The organism is Citrobacter sp. C348, assembly GCF_047467975.1.
Lineage (GTDB): Bacteria > Pseudomonadota > Gammaproteobacteria > Enterobacterales > Enterobacteriaceae > Citrobacter > Citrobacter gillenii.
Genome location: NZ_JASJUJ010000010.1, coordinates 1 through 19,504, shown reverse-complemented (window position 1 = coordinate 19,504; position 19,504 = coordinate 1). Strand labels below are relative to the sequence as shown.

Annotated in this window: 15 protein-coding genes and 1 pseudogene; 9 read left to right on the top strand and 7 right to left on the bottom strand. The window is 49.2% G+C overall.

All coding sequences use genetic code 11. The annotated features are described in order from the left end of the window. Positions 1-611: 611 nt before the first annotated feature. From QNN86_RS17775 to QNN86_RS17740, 8 genes and pseudogenes are all read left to right on the top strand, one after another. The gene (locus QNN86_RS17775; protein WP_414212001.1) at positions 612-3,278 is read left to right on the top strand and encodes a hypothetical protein; all 2,667 of its coding nucleotides are present in this window, start codon (positions 612-614) and stop codon (positions 3,276-3,278) included. Continuing rightward, positions 3,253-3,882, top strand: a complete 630-nt coding sequence (locus QNN86_RS17770; protein WP_414211999.1) for a hypothetical protein — start codon at positions 3,253-3,255, stop codon at positions 3,880-3,882. Before QNN86_RS17775 ends, QNN86_RS17770 begins: the two co-directional genes overlap by 26 nt. Before the next feature lie 21 nt (positions 3,883-3,903). Further along, entirely contained in the window at positions 3,904-4,287 is a 384-nt protein-coding gene (locus QNN86_RS17765) for a hypothetical protein (protein WP_181617012.1), read from the top strand. Positions 4,288-4,366: 79 nt separating this feature from the next. Further along, a pseudogene (gene tibA, locus QNN86_RS17760) lies at positions 4,367-5,350 on the top strand (autotransporter adhesin/invasin glycoprotein TibA); the annotation flags it as partial. Positions 5,351-5,673: 323 nt separating this feature from the next. Beyond that, entirely contained in the window at positions 5,674-6,975 is a 1,302-nt protein-coding gene (locus tag QNN86_RS17755) for an AppA family phytase/histidine-type acid phosphatase (RefSeq protein ID WP_181617011.1), read from the top strand. A 194-nt stretch (positions 6,976-7,169) separates the two neighbouring features. Next, on the top strand, positions 7,170-7,445 hold the full coding sequence (locus QNN86_RS17750; RefSeq protein ID WP_003833178.1) for a metal/formaldehyde-sensitive transcriptional repressor: 276 nt from the start codon (positions 7,170-7,172) through the stop codon (positions 7,443-7,445). A 32-nt stretch (positions 7,446-7,477) separates the two neighbouring features. After that, a complete protein-coding gene (locus QNN86_RS17745) occupies positions 7,478-8,596 on the top strand; it encodes an S-(hydroxymethyl)glutathione dehydrogenase/class III alcohol dehydrogenase (RefSeq protein ID WP_279278050.1) in 1,119 nt (372 codons plus the stop codon). Between the two features lie 169 nt (positions 8,597-8,765). Then, a complete protein-coding gene (locus QNN86_RS17740; RefSeq protein ID WP_181617010.1) occupies positions 8,766-10,454 on the top strand; it encodes a methyl-accepting chemotaxis protein in 1,689 nt (562 codons plus the stop codon). A gap of 49 nt (positions 10,455-10,503) precedes the next feature. On the opposite strand, the gene QNN86_RS17735 is transcribed toward QNN86_RS17740, so the two are convergent. From QNN86_RS17735 to QNN86_RS17705, 7 genes are all read right to left on the bottom strand, one after another. Then, positions 10,504-11,586, bottom strand: coding sequence for a pilus assembly protein FimA (locus QNN86_RS17735; RefSeq protein ID WP_414211995.1), 1,083 nt, complete (start codon positions 11,584-11,586; stop codon positions 10,504-10,506). Continuing rightward, positions 11,583-12,167: a fimbrial protein StaF gene (locus tag QNN86_RS17730; protein ID WP_181617008.1), complete on the bottom strand. Its 585-nt coding sequence runs from the start codon at positions 12,165-12,167 to the stop codon at positions 11,583-11,585. Before QNN86_RS17730 ends, QNN86_RS17735 begins: the two co-directional genes overlap by 4 nt. Before the next feature lie 8 nt (positions 12,168-12,175). Beyond that, a complete protein-coding gene (locus tag QNN86_RS17725; protein WP_181617007.1) occupies positions 12,176-12,736 on the bottom strand; it encodes a fimbrial protein in 561 nt (186 codons plus the stop codon). A gap of 3 nt (positions 12,737-12,739) precedes the next feature. Then, positions 12,740-15,325, bottom strand: coding sequence for an outer membrane usher protein (locus QNN86_RS17720; protein ID WP_414211993.1), 2,586 nt, complete (start codon positions 15,323-15,325; stop codon positions 12,740-12,742). 25 nt (positions 15,326-15,350) lie between these two features. After that, positions 15,351-16,073, bottom strand: coding sequence for a fimbria/pilus periplasmic chaperone (locus QNN86_RS17715; protein WP_279278052.1), 723 nt, complete (start codon positions 16,071-16,073; stop codon positions 15,351-15,353). An 87-nt stretch (positions 16,074-16,160) separates the two neighbouring features. Further along, positions 16,161-16,721 carry a fimbrial protein gene (locus tag QNN86_RS17710; protein WP_181617005.1) on the bottom strand — a complete coding sequence of 187 codons (561 nt, stop codon included), beginning with the start codon at positions 16,719-16,721 and terminating at the stop codon, positions 16,161-16,163. Between the two features lie 382 nt (positions 16,722-17,103). After that, positions 17,104-18,027, bottom strand: a complete 924-nt coding sequence (locus tag QNN86_RS17705; protein WP_220132979.1) for a LysR substrate-binding domain-containing protein — start codon at positions 18,025-18,027, stop codon at positions 17,104-17,106. Positions 18,028-18,246: 219 nt separating this feature from the next. Here QNN86_RS17705 and QNN86_RS17700 point away from each other — a divergent pair, with 219 nt between their 5' ends. Next, positions 18,247-19,149, top strand: coding sequence for a manganese-dependent inorganic pyrophosphatase (locus tag QNN86_RS17700; protein WP_181617004.1), 903 nt, complete (start codon positions 18,247-18,249; stop codon positions 19,147-19,149). The last annotated feature ends 355 nt before the right edge of the window (positions 19,150-19,504 follow it).

Here is a 19,504-nt window from a genome sequence, read left to right as displayed (position 1 = left end):
ACTTATGGTGTGGATATTTATTGATTTGTTGTAAAGCAGATTATCAGTAATACCATCAAAAATGCTAATTAATTATTTATATTGACATTTATTTTTATGTTAATAGGCCGCCGTCTCGCGTTTTTTAACAAATGGAAAAGATACTTTAAGTTAATGGTGTGATATTTCATTACGGTGATAATCATAAACGCCATGAAATTTTGCCAAAAAATGATGTCGCAACAGAATATAAATTCTAAATATCGAGGTTATTATGGCAAGTAAAAAAAACTACAGTGAAGAACGCTGCGATCAACATAACGTCACATTTTCAGCATGAGTATAGTGGGCTTGTATGCAAAGCGCTTATTAGTGGGGTTTTGCTGTTCAGTCCATTACTTTCATTTGCGGCCAACGGACACGCTACTGTGAACGTTGCATCATTAGTGGCGTGGAAACAATTACGTACTGCACAACCTTTCCAGACGCAAGTAGTGGGACTGTCACAGGAGTCAGGAGACAAGCCCAGAACGCTAATAATTTCCGAGCCGGCACCTCAGATGAGCCTGGCCCGACTTAAGGTTATTCTTGGCGCACATGGTGCTGGTTGTAAGACACTAGAGTGGACTGTGATGTCTGGTGGCACAGTAAGCGACTTGGTGTGCACTGTAGTCAAAACAAACCAGCCTGGTTGGGCTGATAGGTTGGCAAGGATCCAGATTGAAGCTTTTGGGTCAACTGAAGGTGCTCCTGTTATCCGTCTGCCAGTTCCTACACGCAAGATGCAGGGCCATAGCCTGGATGTGAGGTTCACCGCAGAGGATCTGTACAACTGGGTCGTCAATGGTAAGCATACGTTTTCTAGTAGTCCTATTGCGCCGTCGGTGGTACTGAACGACCTCTTGACCGGTGGTGTGCACGGCGTGTTCATGAGTGATGATAGCTCTCTAATCGTCTGGGTCGTTAACCGCGGTGTAGCACTGGATGAACGGGATCGTGGGGATATACATCGCTTTGCAGCTGGTGGTGATCTAATTCTGGGTGCTATAGCGAACAAGCAGTCAGTGGTGATCGTGGCCCGCGCCCGTCTGGAACCCCTTGCGCACCTGTCTCCGCTCAGAAGCGAAACCATCCTGCTCCTTGCTGGAAGTGGCGAGCGCCAACTTGAGCAGTCCTACGAACGAAGAGACCTTATTGCTGGTAAGGGGCTCGATGGGATCGATCGCGCGCCCATATTGTTGAGTCCACAGTTGGTAGATACAGAGTTCGGCAATTTACTCAATATTGCTGACCAGTTGCTGAAGGGCTGGTCCATGGCTGGGCAGGTCCAGTATGTCAAGTTCAATTATCCGAAGCCTCGCTCATACCCTTTTGGCACTACGCCAGCGAATAAGGTCGAACAGGGCCGCGACAAGTTTCTGTTCAACTGGAATACGGACGGTGTCGCCTACCGACAGACCATCGATGGACTAGATGTCATCGCGCCACAGCGCACGGGATCCCTCTCGGTGATCTATGGTGACGTAAAGAACAGGCCGCGGGGCATGGAAGAAACGGCGTATGAATACTTTGCACAGTCGGGGGACTCTACTTTAGCCAAGGTAGTACAGTATACGCTCTTGTATCAGATCTTCAGACAGTTCAACGTTACTGCCCCACAACCGCCGGTGTCTACGCGATACAAGGAGTTCAACGCCTGGCTGGACCAGGTGACTCGAAGCCAACTGAAGTACTTGTTAAGCGACGTGTCCGAATCGCAATTGCGGACCCAGTTGTCAACCTATTGGACAAATGCTACTGGGAGCAACAACCATGTCGAGTTGGCGTCACTGATCATGCAACATAATGAATTAACCGCTAAAAATGTTGACAACGTGATGAAACTTGCACAATCACTCCGTGACGCAAATAAAGCAAGTGGCGGCGCGGTGGTAAACGCTCTTGCGGATATGGCTGCAATTTTCAGGCTAAGATCGCAGCTTACCGCTATTGATGAAGCTAGGGCAAATGCTGCCTGGAGCACGTTGTCTGACGCTTTGGGACCTGAATTTGCGCAGGAGTTGCTACAGGAACAAGGCTATGCACTGAATCGTAGTGGTCTGATTCAGATCGCAATGAGCCAGCCTGAGGGTTGGAATTCACTGGTGCCTGAGGTGACGACAACGAGTAATCATACGGCCTATATCGTCGAATCCCATGGACGGGGAATGATCATCGGTGGACATAATATTGAGGCACCGATGGTTCGTTTCCGCGTTGAAGGAACGCTGGCTAAAGGTCACATCCAGGTGCGTCAGGTCGACGATGGAAGCTGGCTCGTTGATCATAGCCCTGCTGACAGTAACCGACTTCCGGTGATCGCTCGTGAAGTTGGTACGCATAAGGACCTGAGTAAGGTACAGATTGAAGCTGATGTTACTAAAGTCCTTAAAACTGCTCGTCCCGAAGCTCCTGTGGTTTTGAGCTCGATCCGCCGTATGGTTGGGCGCACCGAGGATTTCAAGCCCACGAAAGTAGCCGAAGTGACGCATCAGGTCCGTGCACTTAAACCATCTGAAGAGAAGGCGCTGGCCGCATTAGCTGCAAACGACCAGGACGCCATCATTATGGAGCACTTCGGCAATGGTTTGTTTACGTTGAGTAGAACAGGGGCCTCTCGTGCTTTGGATGTCAACTCCGTGACCGCAGCTACTGATGCGCTTGCAAATGGAATTATTGCCAATGCAAAAGGCCACGGTGGAGTTTCTATTCTGGTCAAAGGTATTGCAGAAGAGAAAACGGAAGCAATGCTTAGCTTTGTGAGAGCCACGTTGCTACGCCGTGACAAACACTCAGTTGACAAAGTACTGGCCTCTGATTCCGACTTTCTGGTTTCTGTCGAGCGAGTGAAAATGTTGAACGAAAAAATCGTACATAACGGCCTGCGCATCAACCGCAGCGACATTAAGGTGACACCAATTAAGGGCGGCGAGTGGGATGGTTATATACGCGTCGAAGTGCCGATTACCGTACGAAACAAAACGCCGTGGTATGCGTGGATCATCTTCATGGTGAAGGATATGTCGGTTGCCAGAGTCCAGGCGATTGTGAACAAGATCTCAGATACACTCATTATGCAGAAAGGGCCTGTATCACCAGATGTCCTCCACTCGGCTATACGCCGTAGCCTGCAGAAAGATTTTCATGATCTCAATATTAATGTTCTGCTTAAGGTAAAGGGCAACGATCGTACCCACAAGATTCACAGCGTGACAATTGCTCAGGATATTAAACATGCGGAAGATCATACCAACACCTGACGTTACAATCCTTTGTTGCATCCCGCTTGATGAGGTGCGCTGGATAGAGGCTTCCATGATGCGGCCGCACGGAGACTTTGTCCGCTTCATCATGGAACGGCTGAAAGCTTCAGTGTCCGATGCCTGGTCTTTGTTTTCCCAGGAGGCCAGTTTTGTCTCGCGTAAGCTTGAGGACATCGAGGCGCGAGGCATACAGGTTGTTCGAGAAGCTACAGCAACTGATATTGCGCTCGCGACTACCCAACATCATAACATTGTCTTGATCGCGCACTGGAAGAGTGAGGAACTACAGTCTGATTTTGGGTTGTCGTGCTTAAGACTGGAAACACACGACGCGATGCTTACTGCGGAGGAGTTCACTGACCTCTTCCCTGACGACTTTGCCGGAACTGTCTATATGATCGTCTGCAATTCTACCATTCCAGCTGAAACCTTCAGTCGCCAACATCCACAGGTAATTTGCGTATGCAGCAGCGAGCCTGTGTTAGCCGGTTTGTCTCTGGCAAAATTGGATGCGGCGCTGAGTTTGATGCAGATTGAAAACATACCGCTTTGGAAGGCCCTCTTACGAGCAGGAGATCTAATCGATTCTATTAGCAGATAGGAACCGTGGAGGAGGATTAGTATGAAGCTTATCGAATTCCTGCAAAAGCACACAGCGACAAAACCGTTAGGTGGCAAAGTCGATACCGGTACAGATCAATCGATACGTGACGATTTGCGCTTGGTGCAGGCCACTAACAGTAAATTATTCAACGTCTACTTTGGCGTTTTGATTGCAATCGTAGTTTTGACAACCATCACTGCTCTTGTGTTGCACCATGAGATTGGCGGAATGACAGTCGTTCTCGGAACTGGTGGTGTCATTCAGGGGGGGCTGGTCTTAAAGCTCGCTAACGTTTGGATGGATAAGGCTAGAATTGATATTATCGCTACGCTCGCCAGCAAATTGTCGTCAGATAAATTGCAGTTTGTGTTGATGGAATTGGCGCAGCAGTTACGAAACTAAGCTTTACCGTTATCAGGGAGCCAAGAGGCTCGTCACGTTTGGGTAGGCGGATCGGCTAGCCGAAGAAAACGAGTTCTGTAACCCAGGTACAGGTAACCCGGGCGTAGGTAAGCCAGATGCAGGTACATCGTCGTCTCCGGAGCGTCGTATAACCAAATCGGCCGACGCGATACTGGGTATGGCGACAGCACCGGCATACGTTTTCAACAGCGAGCTGGATAATCTGCGTTTCCGTCATGGCGATGTGATGCAGAATACCTGTGCACCAGGCGGAGTATGGGGCCGTTATACAGGGTCAGACAACCGCATCAGCGGTGGGGCCAGCTCGGGCTATACCCTGACCCAGAACGGTTTCGAAACCGGCGCCGATAAGGTCTTTGACCTGGGTGAGAGCAGTTTAGCTGTAGGTGCCTTCTTCTCTTACAGCGACAACAGCATTAAGCATGCGCGTGGAGGAAAGAGTAAGGTCGACAGCACCGGCGGTGGTTTGTATGCCACCTGGTTTGATAATGACGGCTACTACGTGGACGGTGTGCTGAAATACAACCGCTTTGATAATGAGCTGCGTACCTGGATGAGTGATGGTACGGCGGTGAAAGGGGATTACAGCCAGAACGGTTTCGGTGGCAGTCTCGAAGCGGGCAGAACCTTCAGTCTGAATGAGAATGCATGGGCGCAGCCATACGTGCGGACGACGGCATTCCGGGCGGATGAGAAGGATATCCGCCTGAATAACGGTATGAAAGCCAATATTGGTGCGACCAAATCCCTGCAGGCTGAGGCTGGCGTGAAGCTGGGGATGACCCTTGACGTTGGAGGAAAAGAAGTCAAGCCGTACCTGTCGGCGGCGGTGAGTCATGAATTTTCGGACAACAACAAAGTCCGGATTAATGACACCTACGACTTCAGGAACGACATCTCCGGAACGACCGGGAAATACGGACTGGGTGTCAGTGCACAACTGACGCCAAATGCAGGAGTCTGGGCTGAAGCTCGTTATGAAAACGGTAAGCAGACAGAGTCACCTGTCACGGCCAGTGTCGGGTTCCGTTTTAATTTCTGAGCCATACCCTGAACACCGCAGGGATTAAACCATGTGCTGCGGGCCGAAGTTGAAAGGCTTCCCCCGTGTTTATTTATACCGGTTCAATCATCCTTTCAACGACAGAACGTTGTAAATTACCAACGATTCCGTAATTTTTGGCATCTTTCCGGCGTGGCTAAATTAGTGCTCATTTAATACTTCGGTAGGATACAAGGTAGATATTCTAAAAAGTTGGATTGTTGTGAACTCAGGAGTAGGATTATTTCTATCCGATAGAATCAGTTATCGAATTGACTTATACGAGTTGCTTGTTTTTCACTTACGAAAAGGTGGTGCTGGTAATGAGTATATTCATCATTCGCTTATTATTTTTTTCTCTCTTATGCGGTTCTTTCTCGATAGGTGCTGAAGAACAGAACGGTATGAAGCTTGAGCGGGTCGTGATAGTGAGCCGTCATGGAGTAAGGGCACCTACGAAGTTCACTCCGATAATGAAAAATGTCACACCCTATCAATGGCCACAATGGGATGTCCCGTTAGGATGGTTAACGCCTCGTGGTGGGGAACTTGTTTCTGAATTAGGTCAGTATCAACGTTTATGGTTCGCTAGCAAAGGTCTGCTAAATAATCAAACTTGCCCACCTACGGGGCAGGTTGCTGTTATTGCAGACACGGATCAACGTACCCGTAAAACGGGTGAGGCGTTTCTGGCTGGGTTAGCACCAAAGTGTCAAATTCAAGTGCATTATCAGAAGGATGACGAAAAAACTGATCCTCTTTTTAATCCGGTAAAAATGGGAAAGTGTTCGTTTGATACATTGAAGGTTAAAAAAGCTATTCTGGAACGGGCAGGCGGAAATATTGAACTGTATACCCTGCGTTATCAACCTTCGTTTCGGACCTTAGAAACTGTTTTAAATTTCTCACAATCGGAGATATGTAAGACTACTGAGACGTCTGAGAAATGCACATTGCCAGGGGCTTTACCGTCTGAGCTTAAGGTAACTCCTGACAGTGTATCATTACCAGGTGCCTGGGGCCTTTCTTCCACGCTGACTGAAATATTTCTGTTGCAGGAGGCCCAGGGAATACCACAAGTAGCCTGGGGGCGTATTACGGGAGATAAAGAATGGAAAGAATTATTAAGTCTGCATAACGCTCAGTTTGACCTTTTGCAGAGAACGCCAGCAGTTGCCCGTACCAGGGCAACTCCATTACTGGATTTGATTAATACTGCATTAGTGAAAAATGACCAAACAGACCTTAATTACGGTATTAAATTACCTGTTTCTCTCTTATTTATTGCTGGTCATGATACCAATCTTGCAAATATTAGTGGGGCATTAGGTCTTACCTGGTCGCTACCTGGTCAACCGGATAATACCCCTCCAGGAGGTGAATTGGTTTTCGAAAGATGGAATAGAGCCAGTGACAATACTGACTGGGTTAAGGTTTCGTTTGTTTATCAGACGCTTAAGAGTATGCGGGATAGGCAGCATTTTTCTCTGAAAAATCCTCCAGGGAAAGTCGATGTTGAGATTGCTGCATGTGATGAGAAAAATATGCAGGGAATGTGTTCGATAAAAAGTTTTTCCAGGCTAATTGAAGACATTCGTGTACCAGAGTGTGCAGTTGCGGAATAAGTAACCTCTTACTAGAAAAGAATATCGCGTATTCAAAAAGTGGAAATCCCCGGTTGGTCGCCGGGGTATTCGTATCGAATAGTGAATGTGTCTGCGTTGCCGTTTATGTAACTTACTAAAAAATGATAATTTATTAATTTTACGAATCGTTAAAAAATCTGATACCATACCCCCCTACAGTATCTGGAGGGCGTATGCCGCATTCACCTGAAGATAAAAAACGCATTCTCACTCGTGTACGACGTATTCGTGGGCAGGTTGATGCGCTCGAGCGCGCGCTGGAGTCCGGCGAACCCTGTCTGGCGATCCTGCAACAAATTGCCGCCGTACGCGGCGCATCCAACGGCCTGATGGGCGAAATGGTTGAGATCCACCTGAAGGATGAACTGGTCAGCGGGGAGACTACCCCGGACCAGCGTGCCGTGCGTATGGCTGAAATCGGCCATCTTCTGCGCGCTTATCTAAAATAACACCATCACCTCGCAATAATGGGAAGAGACACATGAAATCACGTGCTGCAGTTGCATTTGGCCCTGGCCAACCGTTAAGAATTGTCGAAATCGACGTCGCGCCGCCAAAAAAAGGGGAAGTGCTGGTTAAAATCACCCACACCGGTGTGTGCCATACCGACGCATTTACGCTCTCGGGCGACGATCCGGAAGGTGTATTCCCGGCAGTACTGGGCCATGAAGGCGGCGGCATTGTGGTTGAAGTGGGTGAAGGCGTCACCAGCCTGCAACCGGGCGACCATGTGATTCCGCTGTACACCGCCGAATGTGGCGAGTGTAAGTTCTGTAAATCGGGCAAAACCAACCTCTGTCAGGCCGTGCGCGCGACCCAGGGTAAAGGTCTGATGCCAGACGGCACAACGCGTTTTTCTTACAACGGCGAGCCGATTTATCATTACATGGGCACCAGCACCTTCAGTGAATATACCGTGTGCGCAGAGATCTCGCTGGCGAAGGTCAATCCACAGGCACCGCTGGACAAAGTCTGTCTGCTGGGTTGTGGCGTTACCACCGGGATAGGCGCCGTCCATAACACGGCAAAAGTAAAAGAAGGCGACACCGTGGCGGTGTTTGGTCTGGGCGGTATCGGTCTGGCGGTGATCCAGGGCGCGGTACAGGCGAAAGCCGGGCGCATTTTAGCGGTCGATACCAACCCGGAGAAATTCAAGCTGGCCGGTGAAATGGGTGCGACCGATTTCATCAATCCGAACGATTACGATAAGCCGGTGCAGGATGTGATTGTTGAGCTTACCGACGGCGGTGTGGACTTCAGCTTTGAATGCATCGGTAATGTGAACGTGATGCGTGCTGCGCTGGAGTGCTGCCACAAAGGGTGGGGCGAGAGCATCATCATTGGCGTGGCGGGCGCTGGGCAGGAGATCAAAACACGTCCGTTCCAGCTGGTGACCGGACGCGTCTGGCGCGGCTCCGCATTTGGTGGTGTAAAAGGGCGTACGCAGTTGCCGGGCATGGTCGAAGACGCAATGAGCGGGAAAATTCAGTTAGATCCGTTTATTACGCATCGCCTGCCGCTGGAGCAGATCAACGAGGCGTTCGATTTAATGCATCAGGGTAAGTCTATTCGTACTGTTATCCACTTTGGCGATAACTGATCCATCCGCCAGCGGAACTCTCCGCTGGCACTTTCCTGAATTTTTTAGAATGATGTTGTGAAAGTGTGACGAAACCGGCGCTTTTCGCGGTAAGCAATCCTGGCGGATTGCCGATGACTATCTATCGGGCGTGTTTTCACGCATAAACCCTACAAGAGAGTCGACGGTCATGGACAACACAACATCGATGCAGGCCCAGCATAAACTGGGCTTCCTGCATCAAATCCGACTGGTTCCGCTGTTTTCCTCCATTCTCGGTGGCATCCTTCTGCTGTTCGCCTTAAGTTCCGGGCTGGCGAGCTATTTTCTTATGCAGGCCGACCGCGATCAGCGCGATGTGACTGATGAAATTCAGGTCAGGATGGGGTTATCGAACAGCTCTAACCACTTGCGCACCTCGCGTATCAATATGATCCATGCTGGTGCGGCGAGTCGTATTGCCGAAATGGACGATATGAAGGCCAATATTGCGGAGGCGGAAAAGCGGATTAAGCAGTCGCAGGAGGGCTTTAATGCCTATCTGTCTCGGGCGGTGAAAACGCCGGCAGATGAAGCGCTGGACGCTGAACTGAGCGCCAGTTTTAAAGCCTATATTGACGGTTTGCAGCCGATGCTCAAGTACGCCAAAAACGGCATGTTTGAAGCGATCATTAACCATGAAAATGAACAGGCCAGACCGCTGGATACCGCCTACAACAAAGCGCTGCTGAAGGCCATTGAGATCCGCACCGCAAGGGCAAACCAGCTCAGTGAGCAGGCCCATCATCGCACCCAGCTTGGCATGGTCTTTATGCTGGGCGCATTCGGTCTGGCACTGGCCTTAACGCTGATGACGTTTATGGTGCTGCGTCGTACCGTGATCCATCCGCTGCTGCGTGCAGCCAAACGTATTGAGCAAATCTCTGCGGGCGATCTGACCATGCAGGATGAACCTACCGGACGTAGCGAGATTGGTCGTTTGAGCCGTCATTTGCAGACCATGCAGCAGTCTCTGGTTAAAACCGTGGGGACCGTGCGTCAGGGGGCAGAAGAAATCTATCGCGGGACCAGTGAAATCTCTATGGGGAATACGGACCTGTCATCGCGCACGGAAGAACAGGCTGCGGCGATTGAACAGACGGCGGCCAGTATGGAAGAGCTGACGGCTACGGTGAAACAGAACGCTGATAACGCGCATCATGCCAGCAAACTGGCGGAAGATGCTTCCGGCAAAGCCAGTCGGGGTGGTCAGATGGTTTCTGGCGTGGTTCATACCATGGGCAACATTTCGACCAGCTCGAAGAAAATCTCTGAAATTACCGCAGTCATCAACAGCATTGCTTTCCAGACCAACATCCTGGCGCTGAATGCAGCGGTGGAAGCGGCGCGAGCAGGCGAGCAGGGGCGCGGCTTTGCGGTGGTGGCCAGCGAAGTGCGTACACTGGCAAGCCGTAGTGCCCAGGCAGCAAAAGAGATTGAAGGATTGATCAGCGAATCTGTACGGTTGATTGATCAGGGTTCCGGGGAAGTGGTGGCTGCAGGCAATACCATGACGGATATCGTCGATGCGGTAAAACGCGTGACCGATATTATGCTGGAGATCGCTGCCGCCTCCGATGAGCAAAGTCGGGGCATCGTGCAGGTGAGCCAGGCGATTTCAGAGATGGACAAAGTCACGCAGCAAAACGCCTCGCTGGTCGAAGAAGCGTCTGCCGCAGCGGCCTCGCTGGAAGAGCAGGCGGCACGCTTAACCCAGGCGGTTGGCACCTTTCGCTTGCAGGGCACAAGTGCGATAAAACGCGTTGCAGCCGTTGTTAATCCAGCATCTTCAACTCCACGGTCAAGTGCGATAAACACGGATAATTGGGAAACTTTCTAATAGGTCAGCAATCCGGTAATTCGGTTCTCTGAATTACCGGGTGACTCGCCTACTTATAGGTTGCGCTGATGACCCCTGAGGCCGTGAACGCACCGGGGGTATAATGATCACAGGTACTGTTATTGCTGGCTGAAGTGCAGGTGAGCAATGCTGCCATGGGAATATCTTTCGATGAAACGATACTGCCAAAATTAATAGTAACCGAAGAATTGCTGTCATTCGCCGAGAGGTATTTTCTCGATGAGTCTTCCCAGGAAATCGCAACGCCTCGACCACCCGCAGCGGATGTTCCGGTGGTGGTATTGGCGAGAATTGATAAGTTAGAGTTGTCGTATATTGCCTTCGTAGACGTTAGCTTTAGGGTAACACTCGAAGCATTAATGCAGTTGCTGTTTTTTAAAGTGAAGTTTACTCGCGGTTTTTCATTACCAACATCGCCAAAATCGATAGTAGTAGGAGAGACGGACAAATTGCAGGTTGGAGTAGCAAATCTAACGGTGAAAGATGAGTTATTTAATAAAACGGGAATCTGTTGATCCGTATTACTTGCCGAGCCAGCACGGAACCGACCAAGTTCACCACTGATAGCTGGATGGGCGTCACCTACGGCAGAAACTGTCCCTCGCTGCCAAATTTCTATAGTTAAATATGCATTGTAGTGCATGGGATCCCAAGCATAGTCAAGCAGGCGAGTAACTGCGGTTGAGGAAGGTAGATAAACATTTTTATAATCGGATGCTTTTATATATACAGCGTAATATATTCCAGGTATTGTTGTTGGCCAAAAGCCTCTATTATAGGTATAGGCGTTAGTAGTATAACTGTCGGATTGAACACCTTGCGTATTTAAGGCCCATCCATACCAATCAGAGCCATCATTACCATTGTCGCAATTAACGTCAGCGACCTTGCCACCAGAAACAGTTCCTAATAATGTAGGGGTTGTGTTCGATGGACTAAAACTGCTTACGGTTAAAGTTCCTGCGTTTATAATGGCGGTATTAACATTTGTAAAATAACACTCTCTGGCTTGAACCTGGCGTGAAAATATGCCCATCAATAGAGAGGCGGTTACAAATAATAAATGCGCAATCAAAATAAATTTACTTTTCAGTTTTCGGGATGTTTTCATTTATAACTCACGCTAATTTGTACCTGGCTTAATACACCGCCTGGTGTGACTGGTTTTGCGGCATTCACCCTTTGATACCGAGCTTTAAAGGTATAATCGGTATCGGTAGCAGAACCAATATAATTGGTGAAGTTGACGGCTGAAGTGTTGTCACTCTTGAGGACATTAACATTTGCGCTGCTAAAAACCACTACCCCGACATTGCCTGCCGCCGTTGATGCCGTTACCTGTCCCGTAGGGCCGGTATATTCATTCGGGAATATCTGGTTGCCGTTGAGTTGTGCTTTTTGCGGCTTAAAGCTTAACACCAGCGTTTTGGCGACGGAACCGGAGTCACAGCGCGCGCTGACCTTCAACGACTGTGTCGGCACATTACCCACTGAGGTTGCCGATAAGTTGGCCCATGCGCCACCGGCAGCAAACTCACTCGCCTCCATATCGCCTAAATTAACGTCGGAGGCGGCAATATAACAACTGCCGGTGACGACTTCTGCCTTTACCGTTAAGACATTGGTGTTGGTACTGGTCTCGGCCCATAACAGCGTGGATATGAGTAATAAGACTGCGGGTATAAATTTCACGCTGGCTCCTACTGATAGGTCGTGGTGAATGTTAATGTCGCACTGTATATCCCTGAAGTCTGAGGCGTGCCTGGATAAGATGTTGGGCGTAGTAATAGGGACAATGGCAACTTACCGTTGCTGCGCTCTGTGCTGCTCCAGGTTATTTTTTCAGTATTGTTTACGCCGAGTGGCAACGGCGTATTGAGATTGCTGGTTCGATACAGCACGCCTGCCACGCCCACCTTGCCACCTTTCATTTCTGTAGGATATCCGTTCCATGAAGAACTGGCCTTTGGTAAGGTTTGCATCCAGTTCAGCGTCTGCGCGGTTTTCGTTCCGGACTTCGTGATATAGCAATCACTGTATTCCAGAGAAAAATCTTTCCGGGTATTGCTACCCTGAGCTTCTATTTCAGCCCATGTTAATACGCCAAAATCGATAGTTTGGTTCACCGCTTTGCTTGAACCGACAACAATATTGATGGAGCAGGTTGTGGCGAGCAAATTGGCCTTAAAGTTGACCGTGACATCCGCCGCAAAGAGTGACGGGCTACATATTAGGAAAGATACAAGCATTACCTGGCGCATAAACTATTTCCCGGCTCCTGGCATCTGACACGCTAACGTATCCAGACGGATTGATTTTCCTATCATCGCGGGTGCATCAGGGATTTGATAGGTCACATCGCAATAACTTGCCGCGTCGCTTCCCCAAATAACCTTCAAACTGCCACGTTGATCGATACCGCGTAAAAAGGCGCGGCCCGCCTGGCCCATTGCGCCAACGGATTCACCTTGTTCATTGAGAATATTCGCGCCCAATGGAATGAAACTGTCATCACTACGTCTGAGCGTGACAAATACCGATTGACCTTGCTGGGTGGCGAAGGTGACTTTCACCACGGCACCATCGCGCGGAACCACGGCAGCCGAGGTGTTTTTCACTTCAACGTCCGCCTTGATGGTGCTGAGATCCAATCCGACGGTATTCTCGGCATAAGGCGAAAGACTGGTAGCGACGGCATATCCTGCGCTGTCAATCTCGCCATAACCATTGCTGGTGGTGGCACCATCTGCACCTTTCGCTTCAATAAGGGCGATGGCGCTTTGTGTATTGACATTGCCCGGTAAGAGCGTCAATCCACCGCTGTGTAACAGCACACCGCCGTTATTGTTTAAGGAATACTGCTGGTTATGTTTTTTATCGACCGTAGCGGAAACACTGGTTGCCCCATGCGCGCCGTTATAGGTGGAATACCCGCTTACGGAATAGGTGTTCTCTTCCTGGCTGTCCTGGTTAGCGGTGGTACTGAGGCTGTAGTTCCATCTATTGTTGCTACTGTTGCCGCTGGCTGTACTGGTGAAACCGTTGTTGCCGCCAAAGTTGCTATTGGCACTGAGATTCAGACTGGAGAAGGTCGGTTGATCGTTCTGAGCATTACTACCAAAAGGAATGCTCAACCCAACGTACAGGCTGTCATCTTCATCTCCCCATTCGTTATAACTGCGCTGTAGCGAGATACTCCACGAGATGGAGCGGAAAGTATTGTTGTAGCCCAGCGAATATTGAGACGTTTTGTCTGAGTTACCCCAATAACTCGTCCAGGTGCCGCTGAGATAAAATGCGCCGTAATCTTCGCCGTTAAGGGTAATGGGTTGATTGATGTTAGCCTGTAGCTCATTTTTAGAATGGCTGTAGTTGTTGCGATACGCATCGTTAGGGTTAGTATCGTGATCGTCGCTATAGCTATCGATACTATTTTGCAAAGAGATGGCGTCATTAAGCGAGAGATAGTCTCTGGTACTGTAACGATAGGCGCTAAAGCTGAAGTTAGTCTGTGTTGCCTCTAGGACATTACTGTAGCTTAAACGGTAACTCTGTCCTTGCAGGACACCAATATCATCAAATGACGCGCGAGAGTGGATAACATCGACTGCAATAGCGCCAAGGCGGGTATTCATAGCAAGACCCAGCATCCCAGCCAGGTAGTCTTCTTCCATTGACTGTATGCCGCCATATAGCGTGAAAATATCGCTCAATCCATAATTACCGTTGGTGGTGAGCACCCACGGGGAATCATCGTCGCCGTCATCATCTAATGTCCCGGCGGCAAAATCCCAGTCAACTTCGCCTTTAGTCATTAATTGCGCGACCGAAGCATAAGGCACGGTAAACATGCGCTTTGAGCCATCAGCCTCTTCTACGGTAACGTCGAGGTCAGCACCGTTGATTGCCAAATAATAATCTTTCAGGGCAAAAGGACCTGGGGGAACGGTGGTTTCATAGATGATGCGCGACTGCTGTCGTACGGTAATTTTAGCATTACTGTTCGCTACGCCGTTGATGACCGGGACGTATCGCCCATCATGGGGATCCATTCGTTTGTCGTTATAAAGGTGTACGCCTTTAATGCCGATGCTATCCAGCACTTCGCTACGAGAGGTCACCTGGCCCAGTTCCATTTGCGCACGGATGGACGGTAAATCGCGTGCCAGATAGAGGTCGTAGTTGTCCCAGGTTGCGCTCTCGTCTTTTGTCCAGTTCAGCGCGCCGCTGGAGCGTAACCGCCATGCTCCCAGATTGAGACCGTAGCCAAGCCCCAGATAACCACTGTCAGAGGTGCTGCCCTCATTTTCACTGTGATAGCCGCTGAAGCTCCAGTTCAGTATTGCTGCAGGTATCCCGGCATCCCAGCGTGCAGGGTTAACATAACCCGCCGGGTGGCTGACGAGAAACAGCTGTGGAATGGTGAGCATCAGGATCTGCGAGTTGGGATCGTAACTCACGCTGGATGAGGGGTAATAGTCTGCCAGCATGTAGCATTGTGATTCACCTTCGTCTGCATTTTCCGTGGGGAGTTTGCTTACATCGACATTCGCTTCATCGAGCACTTCGCGAGTCAGACAGGGAGACGCGTTCGGGGTGTGATTATCAATAAACCGGATCTTTGCCGTCTGCTGTTGCTCACCGTTAATCCATATAGATACGGTATAAATACCCGGTTTCACCGGGTTGCCGTGCGCATATTGCGATACGTCGATTGTCGATTTTTTACCTGCGTTGCTAAAGATAAAGTCATCGTTGAATTCGATGTAGTTATCGTCAGCAAATCCTGTCTGACAAATAACCAACAATATCCATACAGAGGTAGCCAGGCGGCGTTTTGACATCGACATTAGGGCAATCCTTGCGCGAATTTTACTATTTTCCTGTTGCGTCAACGTTACCGCCGTAATCATTGACAGCAGTCCATGACACGGATTCAAAACGCGGGGTAGTGAGTGATTTCACCTCATAGCTTGCGCTGGAAAAGGGGGCGACCATATCGGGTTCAATACTGTATTTTTTACCCCCAGAGATAATGTTTGCACCTACCAGCGAGACAAAGTAAGGGGAGTCATTTTTTGCCGTCGCCCAGATTTGTTTGTCCTTGTTTGCCAGACTCCATTTCAGGTGTTGAATGGCCTCGTCAGCCGAACCAGGAAGGGTGACCGGTCGGTAAAACACTTTGATACGCGTTTTAAGCGCAATTTGCAGTTGATTTGATTTGGCTGCATCTTTGTTTTTACCGGGGATTTCAAGCGCGTTAAACCAGTAAACACTTTCACGGTCGGAGGGCAAAGGCTGACCATCCCAGTTTAAGCGTACGGTGAGTCCTTGTTTGGGGTCGACGCGGCTGACTGGTGGAGACGCGATAAAAGGGACATCTAAGGTTTGTGGATCAACATCTTCATGGCCGTTATCTAACCATGACTGTATTAACAAAGGTTGCTGGCCCTGATTAACCATTTTGACCAATGCTTCTTTGGCGCTAGAAAGATAAATAACACGAGTTGCATTAATTACCAGGCTGGCGGTAGCCGAATAGCTGAACGAAATGGCGGATGAAAACATAATTAGCATGAATGCTTTCTTTGAAATCATATTGTTTTTTCTGATGTTAATTACTGCAACCAAAAATTGATTAGGTTGCAGTATGGTTGTTAAGTTTTTAAAATTTTACTTACCCTATTAAGGATAGGTCGTTATAAAGGTGGTGTTTGCCTTAACTTGTCCAACTTGTGGGGTGCCGGAACCTGAATAGATATAGCCAACGGTATAGTCAAATACTGCCCCGTTATCGGCATCATAATCGGCTTCAGACTGCGGTGTTGCAGATTTGAAATCGATAATAGTATTCGTTTTGGTTTCTTCTACCTGGAAGCCTGCATCTTTATCACCCGCTGCAACAGTGTTTAACAATGCTTTGGTTGTGCTATTAAAATTTCCCGTTGTTGAAAATTGCCCCTTTACTTTACCGCCAGCGGGTGCCGTTGCGCAGTTTTTAACAGTAATCTGGAAGTTGGTTTTCATCACTGGATTAGTGACGGCAGCTTGCATGACTGGGACCGTGACATCAAGAAGCTGAACTTCTTTTGATGCAGAAACACCATCAATGCTGACATCACAGGTTGATGCTGTAATGTTCCCCACAAAATCGATGTTTGCTGAGTCAGAACCCGCTGCCTGTACCTGAAAAGTTGTACCTGCAACCAGAACCGCTGCCACACTTAAAAAAGTAAAAGATTTCATGTTATTTTCCTTAATAACAAATTAAATGACGTAAAGATTATATGGCTCCAGGATATAGTTGAACAGTAGGTGAGAGCGGGGGGGCTATTTTTTAAGAATTTATTTAGGAGGGGGTTATTAACGGGTTAATGTATTATGTCATACAATATATAGTTTGATTTTTTCTATTTCCTTATGAATTTTAAAGGAAAATTTTAGATATGCGAGTTATATTGGGGAATGTCATCAGGTATTTCTCGATAAAAATATCAAGTAAAGTAAGTGTTACTTAATTTACTTGTAAGAAAAAGTGCGGTTTATTGGGTATATTCCGCAAATATTTTATTGCGCTTTTACGTATGCAGACCTAGACCTGTCGTTACCGACAAGTCTGCCTACATAATCAGAACGGTATGGTTTTGCGTATTGCGCCAATGAGGATCTGTGCGGCGGTAGAGAGTTGAACGTCGCTACGGGTCAAAATGCCAATGGGCTCGCCGGACCCTTGCGTCGGTACCGGTAATGATACCAGCGTGGCCTGGCGTAAATCTTCCCGCACCGCGCCTGACGGTACAAACCATACGTAGTCGTAATCCACCGTCAATTGGCGCGACAGCGATGCCGACAGCGTTTCAATACACCCTCGCGGCAGTTCGCACCTCTGGCTTTGCAGCAGGGCTTCCGCATGCTGTCTCGGCGCGGTACCTTTTGGCGATACCACGACCGGCCACTCCATCACCCGGCTTAGCGTGATGGTTTCCTGCAACAGCGGGTGGTTAGGACGCACCACCAGTTTGAGCGACTCGAGAAATAATAATTCGTAGTTCAGCCCGACCATAAGTTCCGCATCGGCCATCCGGCCAATGCCGAGGTCTATTTCCCCGGATTTTAATCCGGCGAGGATCATCGGGTTACTCATGGTGGCAACCTGCAGCGTGGTCTCCATTTGCTGCTTGTGGAACGGACCAATGACGGCGGGAAGAATACCCAGTGCAGCCGTCGGCAGTGCCCCGATACGCACGACATCATTATGTGTTTCTTCGCGACGATTTAATGCCTGACCGGCGGTATTGAGCGCGTCCAGAACTCTTACCGCATGGGTAAGAAACTGTTCGCCGGGGAGCGTTAACTGCGCACCAAGGCGACCGCGCTCGAAGAGGCGTGTCCCGGTCAGTTGCTCCAGTTCGTTGAGTGTTTTGGAGAGGGCCGGTTGACTCAGATTTAGGGTTTCAGCCGCGCGCCCCAGCGTCCCCTGTTGGGCAACGGCGACAAAAGTGTGAAGATGGCGCAAGCGAATACGCTGATTGAACAGAACATTTTTTTCCATAAGCGATGTTAAAAACAGAGCCGTATCGGTAGCAAGTAAAGTTGTTGGTTTTTGATAACCTGATAGCAAAATATTATTAACATTTATCGTGTTTTACTTACAACTGATTTGTTTTGCTTATGTTTTGTACAGCCTGACTGCGTAGCGGGATCATGGAAGGGAATGTACCCGGTCGTTATACTTTGGCTATTGTTCTCTTCACATTACAGGCACTGATTAATGATACATGTCATAGGGCACCTTAATCCTGATAGCGATGCCATCTGCACCGCCGCGATGACTGCGCGCTGGCTAACCTTACGCGGGCAGCAAGCGACGGCATGGCGCGCGGGTGAACCTAACCGTGAAACACAATTTATTTTTCAGCACGCGGGACTCTCGATGCCCGAACTGCTGACGTTTCCGTTGACCGACAGCGATGTCTGGCTGGTGGATTTTACCGAACCCGCTCAGGGTCCAGACTCTCTGGCTGAGAGTAATGTCGTTGGTATTATCGATCATCACCGCCTCGGTGGGTTGGTGACACGTTTACCACCTGAAGTGTGGGTGAAACCGGTTGGCAGTAGCGCGACGCTGTTATGGCAACTAATGTCGGAAGAGGAGCGTCGCCAGATCTCTTCCTCCGAGGCCGTGTTGCTGCTGGGGGCCATTTTGAGTGACACTGTCACGCTACGCTCACCTACCACTACGGCAGACGACTGCCAGGCGGTGGACGCGTTGGTCGAAAAAACGGGAGTTGATCGGGAGGCATTCTGCCGCGACCTGCTATCAGCTAAAACCAGCGTGGAGGGGATGAGCGCCCGGCAACTTCTCAATAAAGATTGCAAAACGTTCACGATTCATGGGCACCAGGTCTGCGTGGCGCAGCTCGAGCTTTACGCACTGGATCAGGTGGCGCCGGTGCTGGACGATTTGCGTGCGGAAATGGTGCGCTATGCTGAGGAACGCCATGCTGCGCTGGTCGTGCTGATGCTGACGGATATCAACAAAGGCGACACCAGCCTGTGGTTTGCCGGAAAAGAACTGACAGATATCGCGCAGCCCTGCAAGGTTGAAGGGATGCTGAGTCGTAAAAAACAGATGCTGCCGTGGCTGGAAAACCATTTGAAACCACGCCAGTAAGCACCGTTCATCGTCTACGCGGGTGGGGGGAATTCATGCGGGATCACAGTTTGATATTCGGTATGAATATTAAAAACAACCAGTTGCGAGCTTGTGCAGGTAGTTATTGTATGAAACTGTTGTGATAGCAGCAAGCAAGAACATACACAGGAGTACGTAGTATTCATAGCGCTGGACAAATTTGTCTAGCGGGAATACTCCTCACTTTCTCGGGGAAATCCCCGAGAAAGAATAGTTTTCTCTGGACAATTTTGTCCATTGAAATTAAGCCATTTTAAGCGGTTTTGTGAGTAGATAAGGTGATTGCCTGCCTTGCATCATTTAAACGCTCTGTAGGCTGTCTGGTTAGTCGTCC